This window comes from Roseivirga spongicola, assembly GCF_034376045.1.
Classification (GTDB): domain Bacteria; phylum Bacteroidota; class Bacteroidia; order Cytophagales; family Cyclobacteriaceae; genus Roseivirga; species Roseivirga spongicola.
Genome location: NZ_CP139724.1, coordinates 495,630 through 516,643 on the forward strand (window position 1 = coordinate 495,630; position 21,014 = coordinate 516,643).

The following is a 21,014-nucleotide window of genomic DNA, read 5'->3' on the forward strand; positions in this document are numbered from 1 at the left end:
AAAATAACAAAACGTCATTCCCAACTTGATTGGGAATCTCCAGATAGCTTTACTAAACTAGCTGGAGATTCCCGTCTTCAAGGGAATGACGTTTTGTTAAACGCTTTTTTATGGCAGATAGCTTACACATACTCAACGGAGATAGCACGCTCCAACTTTTTAAGCAGACGACAATCGAGGGGGAAACCTTTGTTTGGCGAGAGGTATTAGCAGAAGGCCCCGTTCATTCCGACTTCAACTCAGAAGACTTCTGGAACCAAAGAAGAGCTTTTATTACTCAATCATTTGACACAACTGTTGAGCAGTACAACCAAGACGTTTATCTACCATTTAAGAAGCTTAGCTCCCAACTGAGTCAATATTCCGAAATAGTGCTTTGGTTTGAATACGATCTGTTCTGCCAGATTAATATGATGGCCCTGATACAGTATTTGGGAGAAAAGCGTGAACCAGGCCAGCAAATATCTCTGGTGTGCTCTGGTAAAATTGATGATTCTGAAAAGCTTTATGGCCTTGGAGAACTGAGCCCTAAACAATTAGCAGATCAACTACAGCAAAAGCTTAAGCTCAATACTCGAGAGTTTGAATTTGCCAAAGATGTTTATCAGGCCTACTGTTCTGCAAATCCGAACAACCTTTTTACTTACACCATAATGCCTTCAGATGAGTTTCCGTACTTATCTGATGCACTGAATGCACACTTCAGGAGGTTCCCGAACAGCATTTCTGGGCTTTCAGAGATTGAACAAACTATAGTAGACCTAGCAACTGAAGGAGTGAACAACCACCATAAACTTATAGGCCGAATGCTCAGGTGGCAGAAGTATTATGGCTTCGGAGACCTTCAGTATTTCAACACTTTAAATTCTCTGAAAGGGTTATTTTCTGATTACGAGAAGCTCAAAATAAAAACAGAGCCCGAATTGAGCTCTGCTATTCAAAATCTTGATAGGAATATGATATTAGGAGGAGCCTCATTAGCCGAGTGGCAATTTGATCCTACCTCTGAAGAACTAATCCCTTCAGCTAGCGCTTAGAAAATCTAACACGCCCATCATTCACCCTAACATCTACATCAGCTTTTCCTCCAGCTAATGATAGAGTAACTCTATGATCCCTTTCTTCTTCAATCTTGAAAGCACTACCGGAAGAAACTCGGCCATCGTCTTTAGAAACATAGAACCTTCCACCTCCGCTGAGCACCACAAAGTCAATTCTAGCATCGTCTGAGGTAATCTCGTAAGTACCATCATCGGCCAAACTTGTTTCTATAGAAACATTAGCATCTTCAGTCTCAATGTCTACTCTGGTAAAAGCACCGTTTCTAACATCTAAATCGCCATCCTCGTTTTCGATCATGAGTTCACCCAGTCCTCCATCGAGCCTTAAGTCGCCATCTTCAATTCTTACCTCTATACTTTCGGACTTCGTATCCAAAAGTTCAATATCTCCATCTTCCACGCGCATAGAAATTGACCCATCAACGTTTTTGATCACGTAATCATCGTCTTCCCCCTCAATTTTCAGACCTCCAGACCTAGGCATTTCAATGGTTATGCTGTATTCCGTTCTGAAAGAACCAATACTAAACCTGACACTACCTGACCTTCTCTCTTTAATTACTAAGTCTCCGTTTACTTCTTCAACGTTTACAGTGAAGTTTCTACTACCAGACCTAATTCCATTGACATATTCAATTCTATCGATCTTCACGTGAACATCAGATCGGTCGGACCCTGTAATTCTTACGTCTGCGTCTTCTGAGTTTAAATGAATAATGCCATTGGCACTTAGGGCGTAGGCATCATCTAAGTGAAATTCGCCTTCTTCTTGGCCCTGAACTTGAGAAAATGAGAGTACTAGCGCTGCTAATGCGCTAAAAAAGATTCGTTGTTGCATAATATTTGAGTTTGAGTTGTTAGCCAATTTAGCAAATTCTGAAAACAGAAGGAACACTACCTTCTTCCTCTCTTATTTCGCTTCTTACCCTTGCTGCTATTAGATGGCTTATCGAACCGTTTTTTCTTCTCATGAAAAGCGCCCTTAAAGGTTGGATCCATTTTCTTTCGAATATTATCCATGGTTTTGGCCATTTCTTGCTGTTCCTCAAAGGGAGTTTTCTCAATAGTAACGTCTGCAGGAATTGTTTTCCTTGGAATATCTTGCTGAATGATTTTCTCTATACGTGGCACATGATGCATCTCCAACTCATTGGCAAAGGTTATTGCCATCCCTTCGTTCTCTGCACGACCCGTTCTACCAATTCTATGTACATAGTCTTCATACACCAAAGGCAAATCGAAATTAATAACGTGAGAAACCATAGAGATATCCATACCCCTAGCGGTTACATCGGTAGATACCAACACCCTGATATCTCCTTCCCGAAACTCATTTACAGCATTAATTCTACTGTTTTGCCCTTTATTAGCATGTACAACACGTACGGGGCCGAGCTCTTTTCTATCGATATACTTGGCAATAGCATCGGCATTAGACTTGGTCTTCACGAACACAATAACCCGGCTAAACTCTTCCTGATTGAGGAAGTGAATGAGTAAGTTGATTTTAGTTTTGAAGTTGGGCACCTCGTATAAAACCTGCTCAATAGTTTCTGCTACTGTGGCTTGAGGAGCTACCTCAATTCGCTGCGGAAAAGCCAGAAATTCTTCGGTAAGCGTAACCACTCTATCTGCCATAGTAGCCGAAAAAAGCATGTTTTGCCGCTTTCTAGGCACAACCTCCAATATCTTTCTAATCTGAGGCAGGAACCCCATATCCAGCATTTTATCGGCCTCATCCAGAATCAGAGTTTTGATTTGCTTAGGCATAATATGGCCTTTCAGATACAAATCCATAAACCTACCCGGTGTACTAATGAGCAAATCTACCCCAGCTTTAACCTCCTCAATTTGAGCTTTAGGCCCTACTCCTCCATACAGAGCAGCCATTCTCAAATCGGTATACTTGGCCAACGCTTTGAAGTTATCCGCTATCTGCAACACCAATTCGCGAGTTGGCGCCAAGATTAAAGCCCGAGGATCGTTACCCTGAGCATACTTAATCTTCATAATTAGTGGAGCTACAAAGGCGAGCGTTTTACCGGTTCCAGTCTGTGCAATACCAAATAAATCGTGCCCAGCAGTAGCTACTGGCACCACCTTAGCCTGTATCTCGGTTGGCCTTTCAAAGCCTAAGTCGTCAATAGCATTCAGAATCTGCCTATTCAACTTTAAATCTTCAAATAATTGAACTTCTGCTGCCATTTTAGATGGATTCCTGTTTGTTTTGCTTTGCAATTACGTTAAACCCTCAAGTAAAAAAAAGCACTATGGCATCTACACTTATTCTGAACGGCACCATTGTGAATGAAGGCAAAGTAACTGAAGCTGACATTCTTATTGTAAACGACCGAATTGAGCAAATTGGCTCAGACTTACAACAGTTAAAAGCAGACAAAGTAATAGACGCCAAGGGACTACATATTTTACCAGGGCTGATTGATGACCAAGTACATTTCCGTGAGCCAGGGCTAACTCACAAAGCAGAAATTTACACCGAATCTAAAGCTGCAGTAGCTGGAGGCATTACTTCTTTTATGGAAATGCCGAACACGGTTCCGAACACTCTCACCCAAGATTTGTTGCAACAGAAATACGATGTAGCCGCACAGAAGAGCATAGCCAATTACAGCTTCTTTATGGGTGCTTCGAATGACAACATTGACGAAGTACTCAAAACTGACCCGAAAAAAGTGTGCGGGGTAAAGATATTTATGGGTTCATCTACTGGAAATATGCTAGTAGACAATCAGAAAACACTCGAAAACATTTTTAGAAACTCGCCTACTATTATAGCAACCCACTGCGAGTCGGAAGAAATAATTAGAGCAAACACTGCTAAAGCCAAGGAACAGTATGGCGAAAATGTCCCTATGGGAATGCATCCAATTATCAGAAGTGAAGAAGCTTGTTTTGCTTCATCTTCTGAAGCCATAAAACTAGCGAAGAGCACTGGAGCTAGACTTCATATTCTACATATTTCTACAGGGAAAGAAACGCTTCAGTTTGACAACAGCATTCCTTTGAAGGATAAGAAAATCACATCGGAGGCATGCGTACACCACCTTTGGTTTAGCGACTCAGACTATGCTGAAAAAGGTAGCTTCATAAAATGGAACCCAGCAGTGAAAACAGCTGAAGACCGTGAAATGATAAGAAAAGCTGTAAATGAAAACAGAATAGATGTTTTAGCAACAGACCATGCCCCTCACACTTTAGAAGAAAAGCAGAATGCTTACTTCTCGGCACCTTCTGGCGGGCCTTTGGTTCAACACAACCTACCAGCATTGTTAGACCTATACCATCAGGGAGTTTTTAGCTTAGAAAAAATTGTAGAAAAATCTGCCCATGCTGTTGCAGACTTATTCGATGTAAGCGAAAGAGGCTATCTAAGAGAGGGATATTTTGCCGACATAGTTTTAGTAGACCTCAATAAGAGCTGGGAAGTAACTAAAGAGAACCTTCTGTACAAATGTGGCTGGTCTCCATTTGAAGGTCATCAGTTTAAAGCTAGCGTAGAAAAAACCTTTGTAAATGGTAACTTAGTTTACGATGCAGGGCAAGTAATTGAAGGCACTTTAGGTAAGAGACTTACTTTTTCTAGATAAATCGAAGTTTGGTATTTGCAAATTCATTTCCTTGCTTTACCTTTGCACACCCAAACACGAAAGGTGTTACACGGTGGTTGTAGTTCAGTTGGTTAGAACGCCTGATTGTGGTTCAGGAGGTCGTGGGTTCGAGTCCCATCTTCCACCCTTGATAATGAGACAGTTACGAAAGTAGCTGTCTTTTTTATTTCTCTTCGGCGTGCTTTCGGCGTGCTTTTTTATTTTTGAAATATACGTTCAAATGCTCTAAACGCTATTTTCGAACTATACGCTAACCCCTAATATACGCTCGATTTTTGATTGAATTGGACAAGAGCAAAGTTGCGCTTGTCGTGTCCCCAGACTTTCCCTGCTTTAAAAACAATCGTTTCAACGATGTAATTATTACTCTTACGCCCAGTTTTTAGGACCGTAAATTGCTCTGGTGTTACACGGTAATACATTTGCTGATTTTTGGTTTTACTCACTTCATTTTTGTGACTGATGCTAAGATTTTCCATGTCAATCATATGCTTTCCAATCATGTTTGATGCCCAAATATTTGTGTCATGATTGTCATTGGATGCGAAAAATTTGAGATTAAGATTTCCTAATAGACTTTTCGTTTTTGCATCGGGCTGATCATTCCCCATGACAAACTGAATGTTGTTTATGTTTTGAGTGATATAAACGGTCGCAACCATTGAGCTTCTTGCGGTTGCTTGAAACTGAGCATCCGTTTTATGTGTACATAGCTGTTGATACTCATCAATCCATAATCCAACAGGTCTAGGGTTCGTTTCTTCTTCGACATCGCGCCTCTCCATGGCGGCTTGGAAGGTGGTTTTGTAAATTGTAGCCGCATATATACCCGCAATACCAAATTCTTTTAACGCGAAATCAATGATCACGATCTTTCCCTTTTTATAAATGGTCTCAGGTAGAAGCTCATCACTAATACCGTTTGTGAATTGATCTCTTAAGATGCCTTTATTTAGAAACGGCTCAACTATACCCATAAAGCTTTCAAGGATGATACTGGATGTTTTTTCGCCAATTTTGGGGAATTCTCGCAGCCAGTATTTCATGATCATATCGACATCTTCTTCGTCATTTTTTGTGAAGGACTTATTTGAAATATTGAGTAATACCTGCAAGAAATAACTCGTCTCAATCCACTCTTCTAACTCGTCTCGAGCTTGTTCTCTTTTGACAGGATCAATACCTTCATCTGAAGCCATTGCCTCTAGGCGCCTATATTGTTCCGGTTCATCTCCTTTAAGGCAGTTTGATGCTAAACGTCTCAGATTAGATATACTAACTTCTTCACCTGCATAGAGGAGGGTATTAATGCCTTTGCTACAAAAACGTCTAAGAGACATATCCCAAAAGCGTTCATCCTTTCCTCCACCTCCACCGGAGAGGTAGACTCTGTTTTGTTCATTTAAGGCCATCAAAGACTCAACGGCATTTAGAATGTCACCAGCACCTTCGCCTTGCCTTTTCATTTCATATTCAAGCATATTGAATTTTAGTCCGCTTGATTTATTGAAAATGACGACATCTTCTTTTCTATGAGGTGCAGCTTCTTCGATATAGCTCAGCCATCTTTTCTTCTCGTCTTTTTTCACACATAAAATACACATGCCATAGCCACTCTTGAGCATGGCATGTCCTATGTGGCGACCAGCGCCACTGGACTTACCACTTCCGGTGGATCCAGTCACTAGAGTGCCTTCTAAGCTATCTGCCCATGTGATGGCAGTATTTGTGCCTGGAACTTTATAGAGAATTTGATCTAGAGGGTCGTTCTTCTCTTCTTTTTTTGAAAACAACTTCATGGCTCTCTTTCTTTAGATTTTTCAGGAGCTTTACTGGAATGACCATCTGGTGGTGTAAATCGAGAGAGTTTCCTTAATCCTCTACTCTTAATGGGTATTGCATTTTCCTTTTTGAAAAGCTGAATACGATCTTCAAAGGCTTGCTTTTGAATCTGTGGTTCATTCTCAGGAGAAACCATATCCTAAATTAAATGAGGCATATATTTACAAAGGCGATCCACTCTCTCATAAGCTTTTTTGTACTCCTCGGTTTTTCTTAAATCTTTCATCATCAAAATGTGTCATTTGCTTTACTTTCCAAAAATTCCTGAATAGAAGAGGGGTCATAGAGAATGATTTTCTTACTCGGCTGAGAGTATCTAATCTTTCCTTCATCACGATACCTTTGAAGCGTTGAAGTAGACTTAACACCAAGTTCTTTCATTGCCTCTTCTGGCGTGAGCCACTTGTTCTCCTTTTTTGATAGTTTCTCGCTCATGCGTTCCACCACACGATCAATCAACTCAAAAAAAGCCTCTTCTTCAATCAGTATTACTTTCATAGCTCCACGCTTTTGAATGTTGTTTTTTTAGTTAGTCTTCCATCATATATTTCTATCCATACCCCTGTTTTCTCTGGCCTTTTGCGGACTGGAATTTTCCAACCCTTTACTTGGTCCTGAGAAATATTTTCTAAGATTTTTATTTCTCTTATTTGAAGGTGATAGTTCTGTTTTCTTTGGTGTTTGGTTCTTATTGTATTCTTGTTTTAAAAGAGAGGGCTGTTTCTTTATGGCCAACTCATCTTTATTAGCCTTTTTCGGGCTTTGGGCTTCATAGGATTTGTTGTTCCCGTTGAATTCCTTACCAAGATTTTGATGCTTTCTATATTCACCTTTAGCTTCTTCTATGACCTGATCTCTAATTTTTTGATCAAGATCTTCTCGGTATCTCTTTATCGATTCATAAGGTGCGTGGGGAAGACCAGACCTTACACCTAAGGCAAAATTTATATCTGACTTTGATCGAACATTTTGTTGCTCTTTGAGCTGATCTAGATATGAGTTTTTAATCTTTTGAATTTTAAAGAATTGTTTCTCTCCACCTTGGCTGTAGAGGTCTAGCTTTTGCTGTAATTCAGCATCAGTTAAATTCTTCTCTATCCTTACACTATGCTTTTTATCCTTTAATCCTTTCATCTCAATCAGGCTTAAATTGTGGTGCTTACGGCATCTCCTTCTACTCTAATCTCACTTACAAAAGTTGAGGCTGTACCATCATCTTTTCCAGACGGGCTTGCTTTGACCCACAGGATGCGCTCATTACAAAAGTGCTCATGAATAGGGTCTAGATTCCTGCCCATTACAGTGACCATCAGTTCATAAGCCCTTAAATAAAGAGTGCTGCTATTTTCTAAAATCGACACTGGCAATAGAGAATAAGACAAACTGTATCTTGACGCGTTCTGAATAAGCTCAAAACGCTTGATTGGCTCGTCTTTTGTACCTAGGGCGTAATATTGTCCTGCACCGTCAAGAGATGAAGCAGGATTATTTTTAGAGCTATTTTTATCGTCTCTCGACTCCTTGGGAAATATCCCTCGTAGCTGTTGTCCGTCTCTGTTTTGGTGCCGCATAGTCTCGTTCGTTTTTAATTCTTTTCTTATAATCCAGTTGCTGTTGTCTTTGTATGAGCCTGTAATGATGTTGCTTGGCTACATCATGAGCTGTGGTGCGCTCTCCACTTCTTTTTATCGCAGATTTTAGTTCTGCCTTATCATTCGTGTAGATCTGTATTTTGGATCGCCCCCTTGATACTGCCACATAAAATGTTTGATCATTGATAGCGCCCATAGACATGTCACTCATGCTTAAATAAAGGTCTTGGCATGTACGGCCCTGAGCCGCATGGCTGGTTGAAGCGTAATTGTGAGCAAGGTGATAGCTATCCTTAGATAAGGTTTTTCCATTCTCCAATAGAATGTCATCCTTGACAAAAGCCTTTACACGTTGGGGTGTTCCGTTGTTGATCTTTGAGCCTTCCTTAGAAACCAAATTGGCTGTCGGTTTCACAAACTCACCTACTGAAATTGGAGTTTTAGTCTTGGTGTAGACATTAAAATATTCAGGCTTATCTAGCGGTAAATTATGCCCTGATCCAGTTTTCAAATCCTTTACCCGAACAGGCTGATTAGGAGCATTAGAAATAACTTCAAGATGACTTCCAGCACGTAGCCCTCCAACTTGGTTCTTAATTATTCTCACAACTCTACCAGGCTGATATTGAAGTCCATCGCGCTTCTGGCTTTGGGTGAGGGATAAATCTTTGAGGGTCTCAAAGACTCTTTCCTCTTGTTTAATTATGCCTTCAGCCTTTAGTTTTTCTCTGGTTAAATCGGATATAGCATCCTTTTCAAAGTTCGTTGGACTTATAATGATCGCACTTCTCTTAGATTTTATTGACTGGATGTAATCATCAGTAATCCTATCAAAGCGATCCTCTTTATCTGGAATTTCTTGAACAGCTTTAAGCTTTTCATCTAAGACTTTATATCCCTGAATGATTTTCTTATTGGCAATAAGATTAACAGCCTGCTTATAAAGTTCAGGTTTTTGTCTCAAATTCTCTCTAACTCGAATGGTTCTAATCTGAGCACGCTGTTGGAGAATTCTGAGGGAGTCACCGTGTTCACCAGGGCTGGAATGCTGGCGAATATTACCACTTAATACCACCTGTCTGGCTTTTTTCTCTTCAGCAATGCTCAGTATCTTATTCATTGTCTTAACCCCACACATGGACGATTCATCGATCACCAAGACGTTTCCGGTTATCGAGTTTTGTGACTTGGTATTCACCAAGAATGAAGCGATAGTTTGGGCATCCTTGAACCCTTCTTTACGAAGAACCTCAACAGCTTGGGAGGAGGGTGCAATTGGAATGACCTTTAACCCTTTTTCATTTATTCCATCAGATAGCTCTTGGAGCAAAGTTGACTTGCCCGTTCCTGCATTCCCCTCAATATTTATTATGCGATCAGAACTACTTAAAATGGACTTTACTGCACGGGTTTGGTCATTATTCAGAAAGTCCCTTTTGATCTTATAGTTTGGATGAATTGGCTTGTTTTTTCCCTTAGAATCAACAACCTTAGAGATCATCTGATCCTCAGACCTGACCATTTCTTTAGTCGTTAGAATAGGAATTACACCATCACTGCCATAGAGAATATTATCTCGCCCTGCCAGATCATTCTCGAAATCTTGTAGGCTATGACCTGCACCATATGAAAGCGACATGGCATGTCCAAGGATACGATTTGTTTCTGCAACTGAATTCCTTTCGAGAAAATGCTCAAGGCTTCGGTCTATGGCTTCGCGTACACTAAGGGTGCGCTGTTGACTTTTCTCTTGTGACTTTAGAGATTGGAACGCTGATAATTCTTCCTTACTTAACTGGGCTTTCCAAACATCATACAATTGATTTTCTGGAACTGACTTCTTTTTTGAGACACGACTTCTTGCCGCAATTTCCGACTTGGCCTTTGGATCTGTGATAGCCTTTTCCTTAGCAATCTTCTCTACTATTTTTCCTCGCTCTGAAAAGCGATCTAAAACTGATTTTGATATGCCTTTAATAGTCCAATTATCATCCGTACGCTCAATCACGTAACCCAATTCAGCCAATTTATTGCTGAGCGTGTTGTGAAAATAGCTTTCTAAAAATGGTGCTGATTTATAAAGACGAAGTGGTTCAACCGCTAAAAACTTGTCTTTAGTGTTACTATATGAAAGAGAGAACAGTACGTTATGAATATGCTCCAAAGGCTGTCCAGCAAATACTTCCTCGTTCTTATATTGATGCTTTACTGGTCGCCCGACTTGATGGTGAAATTCGGCCCAAATACCTGATGAAGTCGACTCAAATCTCCTTTCCGTTGAAGTGTTATTTTGTACAAGGATGAGCTCTTGGGCTTTGAGCATCATCAATCTATTACTCTCTCTAAAAGCCTTTTCTAACTCAGCAGAGTCATTTGAAAACGTTTTTGCAAGTGAAAAACTCTTTGGTGGAAGGATTGTGAGATCCCATCCAATTCTCCTATTAGAAGTATCAATTGTAAGTCTTTCGGAGCTATTTGGATTAACCCCATCAACAAGTTTACCAAAATTCTCGATCGTTACTTTATTCACACCAAGCAATTTTGAGAGCTTACCATGATAATAAGCATCTTCTCCTTCACCATAATACTCTCCTTGTTTGCTGAGCGAAGGATTATAATAGGATTTGGCACGAGCAGTTTTGTTCAGCATGGTATTTCTTAGCATGACGGTAAAGTTTAAATTATTGAGAAGATTGATTTCGAAGACCTGAAGCCTGATTCTAGGCGTAATTATGGGCTTTCTAAAACATGTTTTACCCTCTAATGCTTTCAGGGTCAATGGCTAAATGAGAATTAATTCCTACTTTTTGTCTATGCTCTTACAATTGAGTCTCGTTCTGCTTTATATGCTCTATCTAGAACTTGCTGAGAAAATTCCGATAAAGAGGTAAACAATGTAAATCCAAAAAAGAGGACATCATCCGCTAACTTCCAAGCGGCAAAACCAATAGCAATAAAGAGTAAGGGCTCAATCAAGCCGCAAATGACAAATTCATCGAGTTTGATAGACTTAGACAGGGCCTTCATGATTAAGCTTTCGCCTCGTTTGGTAAGAGATTTATTACCCCCTGTCCATATAGTGATCAGATGAAAAACACCAAAACAGGTAAATAAGACTGTATAGCCAAGCAAAAACTGAGACTCCACGTTGATCCAAACAAAGTCGTAAATCTGATCTGGTGACTTGAAGCAGATTAGGACGGGTATAAAAAACATCCCGAAAGGCTTAAAAATATCCAATACTGCTGTACTATTAAGTCCAACCTGAAACCCTATTGAAGCAATGATCGACAATAGGCCAAGGGTTTGATAGCCCGGATTATATCTAAATGTAGACCACATCTGAAGGGCACTCAAGGCTCGGCTAAAACGTACATATTGTTTAGCACAAAGGAGTAAGAATCCTAGCCAAGTCTTATTAAAGAAAGCCTTAATTAAGCTGCCGTTCGCTGCCCAATGTATAATTGCAAAATCACCAATCTTAACACCTTTTCTGGAGGGTAAATTTCTATTTGATTCATCCGTAATCATAGTTAATGACATTTTAGTATGAACAATGAGTTGGGTATATCAGAGCGCTCAAAACCTAGATCGGACTAGCCCCTGTTTTGCTCCTCTATCCAATAGAAACTTCTTCCAGAATCTGGAAAGCCATAGGTGATAATCCGTTTTGCCGGGCGTTATCAACTCAATAGTAAATCCATCAAGATTTGGAAGAGGGGTATCGTTTGATAGAGCTTTTACCAACACATCATAATCGTCCATAATTTTCGATGGTGATTTTGTATACCGGGGAGACATCTGCAATGCAGACGAATGTTCAGCTAGATTACTTATAATGACTATATGCTTTCCAGTGGCATCAGGTTCGAACTGATCCACAAGTCTGGTGAGCGTTCTATAGAGATTCGTTTGCCCTTGATCTACTGGTTGCTCGGAAAGCTTTCTGATATCATCTTTAACATCGAGCAAGAACCTCCCAACCAAATCCTTTCTTTGTCTTGTAGAAACAGATATCGGGTTACTCTTTTTGATCTCTAAGCTCTGGATACTTGCAATGGTATTTTCTCCACAAATGGTTGAATAGTAATATCTAGCTTGGTGGATATCTGAAAAGCCAAAGCGCTGAACAACGCCTTTGAAAACAGCATCGACATGGAAAGTCTGATCGCTGTATGAATCCAAACTGGCATCATAAATAATACCTAGTGCAGAAACGTTTGTAGGAGTATTCTGAGAATTAGAACTAGCTATTGATAGGACAAGTACTGCTTGTAAGGCCAATAGTGCGTAAACGTAGCTTTTTGAAGGTTTCATAATTTCTAAGATTTACTGTTATTGTTAATGATGTAAGTGGTGTAAATGGCCAGAATTACTCTGGATCGAAGGTTTTCATAAAATCGCTCATCTATCTCCTTTAGAACATCATGTCTATTAAGCTCTTGTTGTTGCAGGTGGAGCGAGTCTTCTAACTCCTGAATGTTTTGATGAACTTTTGATTCAGCAAAGTTTCTGGGTTTATCCTCGAGCCTTTGAAGATTCCCATCGACTAGTTGAATTTCAGATTGAAGTTTTCTGAGGACGAATCTTTTAAGTAGTAGCTTATCTAAAGGTAGACTTCCTCTTTTTGCCGAGAAATATTGAAAGGAAATGAATAAGGAGAAGAGGCAAAGTACAGAGAGTAGACCTGTAGCGATATAATGAACCTTACTTTCTTGTACTTCATTGATTGGATTGGCATCACCCAAAAGCCCGCTTAGTAGATCATGAGAACTCTGGACGATAACCTCCTTCTGACCAATAAAAAGAATGAATATGAAGAAGGTCATAATGATTAGACCTATAACTCCAAGCCAATAGTTGCCTTTTGCAAACTGATAGGCTGTTAGTTTTGGTGTGGCCGCGAAGAAGGCTCCAATAAATGCCGCCATTAAATTGGCTTGCCAGGGTAATTCAAAAATTAAGAGGTAGACTTGATTACTCAATGAGTAGTCACCTGCCCATAGCATAAGCCCCAAAACAATCATGAGTGCCAAAGAGACAGGCTGGTCCTTCAACAGGGCTATAAATTTTTTATACTGTTTTTTCCTATTCATTATCTTGAGTTTTAGAGTGATCAGATAGGTCTCGAATTTCCTGCTTTTCGGCTTTCAATTCAGCCAACTGTGTATTGGCTTTATCAATAGCTTCAAACATTGAGTCGGGCACGGATTTTAGTTCTGAATTAATGAAAGCCTCCGCATTTTCTTTGATGTGAGTGAGTTTCTCTAGTGTTCGGTCAACCTCCTTTTGTTTGTCAGTTGACCAATAGAGATGCTTGCTTTCAAAAGAGATTTTAAACTCTTCCAAATCCAGCAGTGCTTGAGCAACAGTGAGCTCGACAGGAATTCCTGTATGCTTGTTATGCTCGGCTAGCTTTGCGTAATCTTTTATAACATCAGCATAAACTAAGTCTTGCAAGACATAGTCTTCGGCAGCATTTTTACCTCGATTGAAGAGCCTTTTAAAGAATGATTTTTTCATAATAATTAATTTGTCATGTCGACTAAATTAACGCAACCACCCCTTCTTAAAGTTTTGATTATCAGTGAGTTCACTCATTTTTTCGTGAATTCACGATTAAATTATGCAGCCCTTCCTACCAAGTAGATCAGCTTGAATTATTACATATCAGATATGAGTAAATTCTTTGCTAACTTGATTTTGCAGGTTTATATTCACTAAGAATTGATAAGATTGATATGTCCGAAAAAGACAAACTTGAAGACCTCAACAACAAGATTATGGAAATCTCAGAAAGGTTTCAAAGAATTGAGGGTGGTTATCCAATGTTTGCAAAAGGAAGAGCAAACTGTTCAATCGGCAAATATCAAAAGCTCAAAAAGAAATTTTTTGAAGAACTGGAAAGATATAATAACCCTGAACATCATGATAGAAGTGGTCTTCCATTTGAGGAATGGACTTATGTGAAAGGTCTTAACTATATTATTCAACAGGCCGAAGAATATTTGGAGATAAAGGAAGCAGAAGCTAAGGCTCTTAAAGAGCAAAACAGTAAACTTGAAGAACAAAGGAATTTTACTTTAACAAATAAGTCATGGATTCTCTTTTTTTACAACCAGCCTAATAGACGGCATTCTCTTAAACCTATCCTCTCAGTTGTATCTCTAAATTGCTTAGAAGATTTCAAATGCCAACTTGAATCCTGTGATGAACTTAGCAGTTCCCTGTTAAACACTATTGAGGGTAGTTATCGTTGGATAACTGATAGACTTTATTCTTTCTATTTTCCTTATGATAAAAACAAGATACTGATGTCAATCTTTCTTTATTTCAGTGATGACTATAATGATGTTGTAGGTATTTACATGCGCACTCAATCTGACAATTTATTCTCCGGTAGAATTAGAGGAAGATTTCTAGGCTCTTATTTAAACAAGAGAGATAATCAAGACAAACTAGATTCAACCATAAGCCGATTAAAAGAAACTGGTGAATACGATGTAATTATAGATGAGGTAGGTAATAAATCAGGAAACTTTTTATCCTTTTCCGTTGATTCTCAAATTGACTATCTGAAGCTTTACAGAAACATTGGAATTGGATCCATGGATAATGGATATCGCCTAGTTAACTTTCAATATCGATATGTTGATCATGAAGAAAAGGAAATTTACGTTAACACTGATACGATTATTAATTCCTTATCCAAACAAAATGATTTAAGGAAAAGAAACGATTTGATAAACCTTCGGTCATTAGTAGAAGCAATAAAAATGGATTTCTATGAGAGTAGAGCTCCTAGAATTAAAACTATTGAAGATTTGCTTAAAAAAAGACTAAGAATTTATACATTTATTCATATCCATACAGGTACTCAAGAGTCCACACTACATCTAATTCTACTTGGTAGAAGCCTTGAATTATGTAGAAGAGTGCTAATCATCTGCAATGAAAAGGAAAAGAAGAGCTTTGAATACTTTGCAAGTTTAAATCAATCTCAATTCGATAACCTTCAAGATCGTGCATCGATAGTTTATTATAGAAACCTAATGGATGACTTCGAAAATATCTTGTCTGCCATAAAAAAGTATACTAATGGAGATAAACTTATTTTTACGACAGTTTAGACTTTCATTCAGAATGAAAAAATGAAGAGAATTAAGCCTGATATTCTTTCATAACAAAATGTCAATTAGAAATTGACACTTTGAGTCAATTCATTTAAAACTAAGAATAATAGAGTGTATTAGGGGATGAATAATGAGCAAAAAGTTTTCGGGAAAGGTACTTTCATTGGTTCAATTATTTGAAAAGAAATACCCAGAACAAAATACCCAAGAACTAGTGGAGATGATTGATTTACTTGAAGAATATTCTTGGGATGTGGAAGCTACACACTTGATAATAAAATTAGGAACAGCAAAACCTCCGTTTGACTTGAATGATGAGATATATTTGAACAAGATTTTATCTGAATTCCATAAATCAAGCAAACCCATGGTGGATAATCAAAAGCTTGATTCAATTTTGGGCCTTTCTAAATCCTCACTTGTCGATATAGATTCGGAAAAAATAGGTTCCATTGTTTCAGACCTTAAACATCTATCATTTGAATAGTAGTTGCTAATGAGATGATTACTGTCATTGAACCTTGAAAGCACTTCATAAGTCTATGTAAAACTTATTAGAAAACATTTTTTTTGAAATTCGATAGAATTAGTATTTACCTAATTATCAACTACCTCAACTTTCTTTTTTAGAGAGCTAAGGGCATTTATAAGACATTGGCATAATTCGGTGGACGCATTCCCCAAAAGGCTCATATTTCTCCTAATATATCCTGTTATTTCTTCTGGCTGAATATTGAACCTAGGGTAACCTCTAAAAACTTCTCGAAATAGAGTCTCGGCAATGCTCATCTTGAATGACTTGCTTAAAGTCTGTTCAAATAGGAATTTGAGAAAATCAATCACCTCAAAAAGAGTTCTTTCATCCTGATGTGCATTATATGGTAGAGAACGCAGAGCTTTCCTGAACACATTATTTGGAGCTTCGAGAATTGGGTTATCTTCAAACGCAGTCTGTAACAACTCAGCCGTAGGAGTTATACCGATAAAATTATTCCTCAACAATTCTAATTGGCAGCTCACATACTCTTCCTTGAAATAGTACTTTATAAAGTATTCAGGACTTGAAAGGCAGAGAGCATGACTAAAGGATTGAAAGTATTGTAAATCATCACTTATGAACCCTCGATGAACGGGGTTGGCCAACATTAGGGTATCTATCAAGTACTCAGAAAAAAGACTACTTTCCTGAAACTCTTCAAGCTTGATAGAAATGATATCCAGCTTATTAGTAGGGTACGCTACTTTGCAATATCTCTTAATCCAGTTTAAAATCTGGTTGTAGCCATTAAGGAGAGTTTCTTTATGCTTGTCAGTGTGAAATATAGGTTTTACCCCTCCCGTCACCGAAATATCCAAAGACGTAAACTCGCTTGGCATATGTTCAAGAGAATGCACTCTTTCTTGTAGGAGGTCAATGAGAGACTGTGGAACAACGAAAGTGATCTTTGAGAAATCAATTAGGTCATCAAGAAGTGAGAATGTGCAGATACTAGCAAAGTCTGGAACAAACTCCTCAATCTGATCAAGACTCTTCGACTTGAATATTGAATTTGGAAGACTCCAATAACCTGATGAATTATCATGTGTTAAATCTGAAAATAGTTCATAGAGCTTATCGCGGGCGAATGCTGCTGCCAAGAAAGTGAAGCCAATTTGTCTTTTCTCATATTTCTTAAAAGAGTCCTTAATAGCCTCTTTATATTGATCTCCAGAGAGACCAAACTGCTCGACAAAGGCTCTCTCCATGTCTTCAAAGTCTTTACCTTTCCAGTCAACAGATACCATATCATAACCAGACAAAGACTTTTTCTGTGTCGCTTCTTCAATAATCTGTAAGAGTAAGCCATGATATTTGTTGAATATTCCATCGATCTTGAATAGATCGTTATAGTCGTTGTACTTGCTCTCTATGGTAACATTTTCCCCTTTCTTATGGCCCAGAAGTTTGCGAAAACCGTGATTATTGATCAAAGCTTCCTTTGAGAGATGGACAAGGTGAGAGCGGCCGTTGTTACCTGTTAATTTCACAGTACAATCTTTTTCAACACTTATCTTTTCCTTGAAATCTATGTCCTTATCATAGAAGCTCAATAAAGCAAAATAGGTGTTTCTAAGGCTGAAATTATTGATTTCAACAGAGGCTCTATTATATATTAAATCAAGTCCCAGGTTAAATTTCTTGGCTCTGAAAAGGATTTTCGTTATTAACTCTAATTGCTTGTTTTTGAAATCAATTTGCAACAAAGCTTGATCCAGTAATAGATCAAGTTTCTCTTCTTTCCCTTCTTGACAAGAAAGTGCAAGAATTAAATATGTAAGTAAACCAGGATCATTCTCAAAAGACTTTAGCCCAAACTCAGCTATATATTCAATTCGGTCATACCATTTGAGTCTTTCACATATCTCTAGTTCCATTATTAAAAACCTAAACCTGGCAGGAAAACTTATTCTCCATGTTTCAAGTGACTCAAGCAATCGGTCATGATCTGTTTTCAGTGAATTCAGGCATTCGATTAGGAGATGAAGGCCCATAGGTTCCTTTTCCAATCTCGGAATTCCATCCAAGATTTCTAAAGCCTCGACACCTCTTTCGAAGGCAAGCAAGACTTGAGCTACTGAGATTAACTGGCTTCTTAAAAGCTTCTCTTTTTCATTGAGGATTTGATTCTTGATATCTGTGACCTGTTGCTCATCAACTTCTTGTGTGACGAACTGTAAAGAGTTTAACTCAAGTATTAGTTGAGTTAATGATGAATCAAATTGCTTATTAACTATATGATCGAGGTAATACTTTCTTGGGCTCTCATCACACTGATGAAGTAGATGGAAAAAGGCAATAAAGTTTGATGATTCTTCAGCAATTACATCAGGTACGTTTTCAAAATGTCTTTTCAAATGTACCAATGCCTTTCCATTCTGTTCTAGATTTGAATATGCAAATCCTACCAGAAAATCAAGATCGTATTTAGCCGAGGCTAAGTCTTCCGAGAGAGCAATGATTTCATTGTATTCCTCAATTTGACTGAGGCATACAAGGGTTGCCTCTACAAATGCTTTCAACCCTTCATTCTTCCAGAAGTTTCTGCAACATGATACCAAGGCAAAAACATCAGAAGTATCTCCATTCAGGAGATATGCACTGTGATGGTAGAAGTAGTATACTTGGTTGAAGAAAGTTGCTTTTAAAACATCTTTATCGTCTAATACATTACGAATCCTCAGCGCAGTCTCATGACACCATTTGATCTCTGGACTCGTGGCAAAAGCTAAATCTCTTTCGTAAGTTGAGACTCTAGGTAAGTCTTGCATTTGAGCATTAAAGACAATGGCAAGTTTGAATATCCAATAATGAATATTATCAATGTCGATCTCCTCCGGGAGTTCTACAAGGTCGAATTGACCGAGGTTCTTATACTCATCATTATAGAGTTGATGGGATTGATAAAGATGATTATATACCAAATATAAATAAACCTTGTTCTTCAATAAGGATCGAGGAATCTCAGAGTGAGTAAAGTCATTATTGAATTGAATTGAGGCTTTCACAAACCACGCTCTGGCACTATGACGCTTGCTTCTTAGAACTTTGACTGACAAATCAAGAGCTTTCTCTTTCTTTTTCAATGCCATTAATGAAGTGCAAGCCCTCTCTTGATATTTTATCCTGTTGGGCTGATATTCATAAGCCAAAACAAAGTTCTCATATACCTTTTCTGCTTCAATAGAGCCCGTGGCTGAATGAAATCTGGCAAGTAAATAATGAGCTTCAGCAAGCAGCTCGCTTTTAGAATTTTCCGAAAGACTTGAGTTTTGTATTTGGTTTATCAACCTTTCTAAATCCTTATCTAAGTCTCCGAGGATAAATGCAGCAAGCTCGTCTCGGAAGCTTTCAAGATTGTTCTTAAAGCTCAAATAGAGTTCCTTATTAAACTCTTTTGTCTTCTTATTTGACAAATATGCCGTGGCTATAAGTGGAGGCACGGATACAAGGCTAAACAATCTGCTCCAAGGCATTTCAAAAAGAAAAGAAATTAGAACTATTAGCGCTGCTGTTACTCCAGAAAAAACGGTGATTAGTTTATACGTTCTTTGATTCATGATTGATTTTTCGTTTTGATGGAAATGGCGGAAGTAACATCGCAGCGAGTCCCTTGGGTTTTTTAGCTTCCAGTTTTACTATTATGTTCATTGCAACCAGTAAGCTTGTCACTTCCCAAGAGCTATCTTTTGATTCAATTATCGAATGAGCTTCTTCGTTTCTTAGTTCACGAATGCCATTGGCATAATGGTACTCAGATTTGTCTAGAAGTCCGGTTTCTTTCGCATGTTCCAAAAGCCAAACAAACTTTGGTTGTTTATATTTCCTTTTGAATTCTTGATCTCTCGAAAAGACACTTTTCAAGGATTCTTCTATTATTTTGGCCATTGAAAGTAGGGCCTTTGACATTAGCCTGAGTTGTACCAGGACAAAGGCTTGGGCTAATTCTGATTTTACTTTATCTCCCAATTCTTGTTCCTGAGAGAGCAAGCGGTTCAATCTTACTTTGACTTCATTAGTTAGATCTATGGATTCATCTATAATCATTGAAATTTGAAGAAGTTCATCTTTCATATGATCTCTCTCTTTTTGCAAAGATTTAATTTTATGATCCTTTTTGACATTACTTTTAATAAGCCACCAAAAGAGGACCGCAATTACGACCCCAATAGCGGCTAGCCAGTTGTTATTGGACTCGTTGTTAGTTGTTTTGTTCTTAGACATTGTTGAAGATATAATTTGACCTTACTCTTTATTCATTTTTCCTTTCTAACACCTTTGAACTTCTCACCATCAGACTTCACATCCATGAACTGACCAGTTTCAGTGTTCCTTTTCACATATCTTTCAATTTTGGGATTAAAAATCTGTGCTCTGTTTCTCACAGCTCCTTTTCTTGCCCCATCTCCATATGGTTTGTTAGTTGCCATTTTTTAATTAATTTTTGATAATATTAAATTTTAAGCACACGTAACTCTTCAGGTTGTGCACACCCACACTACGCAAAGTGCCTACCAAGGCTTTTGCGTATAGCAATTGAAGATCATTGAATTCAGGTCAGGACAACAAAAGTGAAAACAATACAGGGCAATTGATTCAGACAGTTCTGAATAAAAGTTTGGCAGATGAAACACGTTTTTCTGCGTTGTCGATTTTGATTTTGAAATTCAGAGGTTCAATCTTAAATACCTGTGAATTTATTTGTAAAAACCATGGACATGGATTTGTAACGGCAGAGTGGTTAGCGAATGAAGTCTTTGAGAGGTTTTATGAAAAGGGAGGTAACTTCAATACAAATAGAGTTTCAGAAGTACCTATTGACGACTTGTTCGAGCTATATCTGAATAAGATTGCGAGAAATGCATTAATTGATCTTCATAGAAATAAAGAAAGAAAAGAGAATAATCCTTACGATGGCACAGAAGTTATTCAACGAGAACTTCCTAAAATGAGCGAAGTACAACTCGCCAAGTCTAAAATTGAAGTTCGATTACTTTATAAAGTAGTCAATTCCTTCTCACAAAATCATAAAACGATATACCTGACTTATAAGACTTATAAGAAAGAAGGCTTTACGCTTCCAAGGAAACTTCTTAAAAGCATGAGAGAAGAGCTTAATCTTACTCAAAACACTGTGAATCGCTATCTTAAAGAAGTAACCGATGCTGTTGATGCCGCCATTGAAAATTATGTTCAAGGAATGAAAGAATCGGAATGAG

Annotated in this window: 20 protein-coding genes and 1 tRNA gene; 6 read left to right on the forward strand and 15 right to left on the reverse strand. The window is 38.3% G+C overall.

Annotation, left to right across the window (positions count from 1 at the left end; all coding sequences use genetic code 11):
• Window positions 1-110: 110 nt before the first annotated feature.
• The gene (locus tag T7867_RS02200) at window positions 111-1,037 is read left to right on the forward strand and encodes a DUF1835 domain-containing protein (RefSeq protein ID WP_068215331.1); all 927 of its coding nucleotides are present in this window, start codon (window positions 111-113) and stop codon (window positions 1,035-1,037) included.
• On the opposite strand, the gene T7867_RS02205 is transcribed toward T7867_RS02200, so the two are convergent.
• On the reverse strand, window positions 1,027-1,899 hold the full coding sequence (locus T7867_RS02205; protein ID WP_068215332.1) for a DUF4097 family beta strand repeat-containing protein: 873 nt from the start codon (window positions 1,897-1,899) through the stop codon (window positions 1,027-1,029). The two genes, T7867_RS02200 and T7867_RS02205, sit on opposite strands and share 11 nt — an antisense overlap.
• A 56-nt stretch (window positions 1,900-1,955) precedes the next feature.
• The gene (locus T7867_RS02210) at window positions 1,956-3,266 is read right to left on the reverse strand and encodes a DEAD/DEAH box helicase (RefSeq protein WP_068215334.1); all 1,311 of its coding nucleotides are present in this window, start codon (window positions 3,264-3,266) and stop codon (window positions 1,956-1,958) included.
• Between the two features lie 65 nt (window positions 3,267-3,331).
• Here T7867_RS02210 and T7867_RS02215 point away from each other — a divergent pair, with 65 nt between their 5' ends.
• Window positions 3,332-4,669 (forward strand): dihydroorotase, encoded by a 1,338-nt coding sequence (locus tag T7867_RS02215; protein ID WP_068215341.1) that lies wholly within the window; start codon window positions 3,332-3,334, stop codon window positions 4,667-4,669.
• Window positions 4,670-4,741: 72 nt separating this feature from the next.
• Window positions 4,742-4,817, forward strand: a tRNA-His gene (locus T7867_RS02220).
• Window positions 4,818-4,947: 130 nt separating this feature from the next.
• Here T7867_RS02220 and T7867_RS02225 read toward each other — a convergent pair.
• The 10 genes from T7867_RS02225 to T7867_RS02270 all read right to left on the reverse strand — a co-directional run bounded on the left by T7867_RS02225 (window position 4,948) and on the right by T7867_RS02270 (window position 13,647).
• Window positions 4,948-6,489 carry a type IV secretory system conjugative DNA transfer family protein gene (locus T7867_RS02225; RefSeq protein WP_068215342.1) on the reverse strand — a complete coding sequence of 514 codons (1,542 nt, stop codon included), beginning with the start codon at window positions 6,487-6,489 and terminating at the stop codon, window positions 4,948-4,950.
• On the reverse strand, window positions 6,486-6,668 hold the full coding sequence (locus T7867_RS02230) for a hypothetical protein (protein ID WP_068215343.1): 183 nt from the start codon (window positions 6,666-6,668) through the stop codon (window positions 6,486-6,488). The genes T7867_RS02225 and T7867_RS02230 overlap by 4 nt, the downstream gene beginning before the upstream one ends.
• A 92-nt stretch (window positions 6,669-6,760) precedes the next feature.
• Window positions 6,761-7,030 carry a helix-turn-helix domain-containing protein gene (locus tag T7867_RS02235; protein ID WP_068215346.1) on the reverse strand — a complete coding sequence of 90 codons (270 nt, stop codon included), beginning with the start codon at window positions 7,028-7,030 and terminating at the stop codon, window positions 6,761-6,763.
• 42 nt (window positions 7,031-7,072) lie between these two features.
• Entirely contained in the window at window positions 7,073-7,666 is a 594-nt protein-coding gene (locus T7867_RS02240) for a hypothetical protein (protein WP_068215347.1), read from the reverse strand.
• Window positions 7,667-7,677: 11 nt separating this feature from the next.
• The gene (locus T7867_RS02245; RefSeq protein ID WP_157717452.1) at window positions 7,678-8,103 is read right to left on the reverse strand and encodes a hypothetical protein; all 426 of its coding nucleotides are present in this window, start codon (window positions 8,101-8,103) and stop codon (window positions 7,678-7,680) included.
• Complete coding sequence (gene mobF / locus T7867_RS02250; RefSeq protein WP_157717453.1) at window positions 8,036-10,789, reverse strand: MobF family relaxase; 2,754 nt, start codon at window positions 10,787-10,789, stop codon at window positions 8,036-8,038. Before mobF ends, T7867_RS02245 begins: the two co-directional genes overlap by 68 nt.
• 146 nt (window positions 10,790-10,935) lie before the next feature.
• Window positions 10,936-11,655, reverse strand: a complete 720-nt coding sequence (locus T7867_RS02255; RefSeq protein WP_068215351.1) for a hypothetical protein — start codon at window positions 11,653-11,655, stop codon at window positions 10,936-10,938.
• Between the two features lie 48 nt (window positions 11,656-11,703).
• The gene (locus tag T7867_RS02260; RefSeq protein WP_068215352.1) at window positions 11,704-12,441 is read right to left on the reverse strand and encodes a hypothetical protein; all 738 of its coding nucleotides are present in this window, start codon (window positions 12,439-12,441) and stop codon (window positions 11,704-11,706) included.
• A gap of 5 nt (window positions 12,442-12,446) precedes the next feature.
• Window positions 12,447-13,220 carry a hypothetical protein gene (locus tag T7867_RS02265; RefSeq protein ID WP_068215354.1) on the reverse strand — a complete coding sequence of 258 codons (774 nt, stop codon included), beginning with the start codon at window positions 13,218-13,220 and terminating at the stop codon, window positions 12,447-12,449.
• Entirely contained in the window at window positions 13,213-13,647 is a 435-nt protein-coding gene (locus T7867_RS02270; protein WP_068215356.1) for a hypothetical protein, read from the reverse strand. The genes T7867_RS02265 and T7867_RS02270 overlap by 8 nt, the downstream gene beginning before the upstream one ends.
• A gap of 260 nt (window positions 13,648-13,907) precedes the next feature.
• On the opposite strand from T7867_RS02270, the gene T7867_RS02275 reads away from it, so the two are divergent.
• Both T7867_RS02275 and T7867_RS02280 read left to right on the forward strand, forming a co-directional pair.
• On the forward strand, window positions 13,908-15,254 hold the full coding sequence (locus T7867_RS02275) for a hypothetical protein (protein WP_157717454.1): 1,347 nt from the start codon (window positions 13,908-13,910) through the stop codon (window positions 15,252-15,254).
• Window positions 15,255-15,387: 133 nt separating this feature from the next.
• Window positions 15,388-15,744, forward strand: a complete 357-nt coding sequence (locus T7867_RS02280; protein WP_068215360.1) for a hypothetical protein — start codon at window positions 15,388-15,390, stop codon at window positions 15,742-15,744.
• Between the two features lie 110 nt (window positions 15,745-15,854).
• On the opposite strand, the gene T7867_RS02285 is transcribed toward T7867_RS02280, so the two are convergent.
• The 3 genes from T7867_RS02285 to T7867_RS02295 are packed head-to-tail and all read right to left on the reverse strand — an operon-like array spanning window position 15,855 to window position 20,225.
• Entirely contained in the window at window positions 15,855-19,355 is a 3,501-nt protein-coding gene (locus T7867_RS02285) for a PIN domain-containing protein (RefSeq protein ID WP_068215362.1), read from the reverse strand.
• Window positions 19,336-20,019, reverse strand: coding sequence for a hypothetical protein (locus tag T7867_RS02290; RefSeq protein WP_068215364.1), 684 nt, complete (start codon window positions 20,017-20,019; stop codon window positions 19,336-19,338). The genes T7867_RS02285 and T7867_RS02290 overlap by 20 nt, the downstream gene beginning before the upstream one ends.
• A 32-nt stretch (window positions 20,020-20,051) precedes the next feature.
• Window positions 20,052-20,225 carry a hypothetical protein gene (locus T7867_RS02295; protein ID WP_185101168.1) on the reverse strand — a complete coding sequence of 58 codons (174 nt, stop codon included), beginning with the start codon at window positions 20,223-20,225 and terminating at the stop codon, window positions 20,052-20,054.
• A gap of 116 nt (window positions 20,226-20,341) precedes the next feature.
• Between T7867_RS02295 and T7867_RS02300 the strand changes: the two genes are divergently transcribed.
• On the forward strand, window positions 20,342-21,013 hold the full coding sequence (locus T7867_RS02300; RefSeq protein ID WP_068215366.1) for a sigma-70 family RNA polymerase sigma factor: 672 nt from the start codon (window positions 20,342-20,344) through the stop codon (window positions 21,011-21,013).
• Window position 21,014 lies beyond the last annotated feature (1 nt).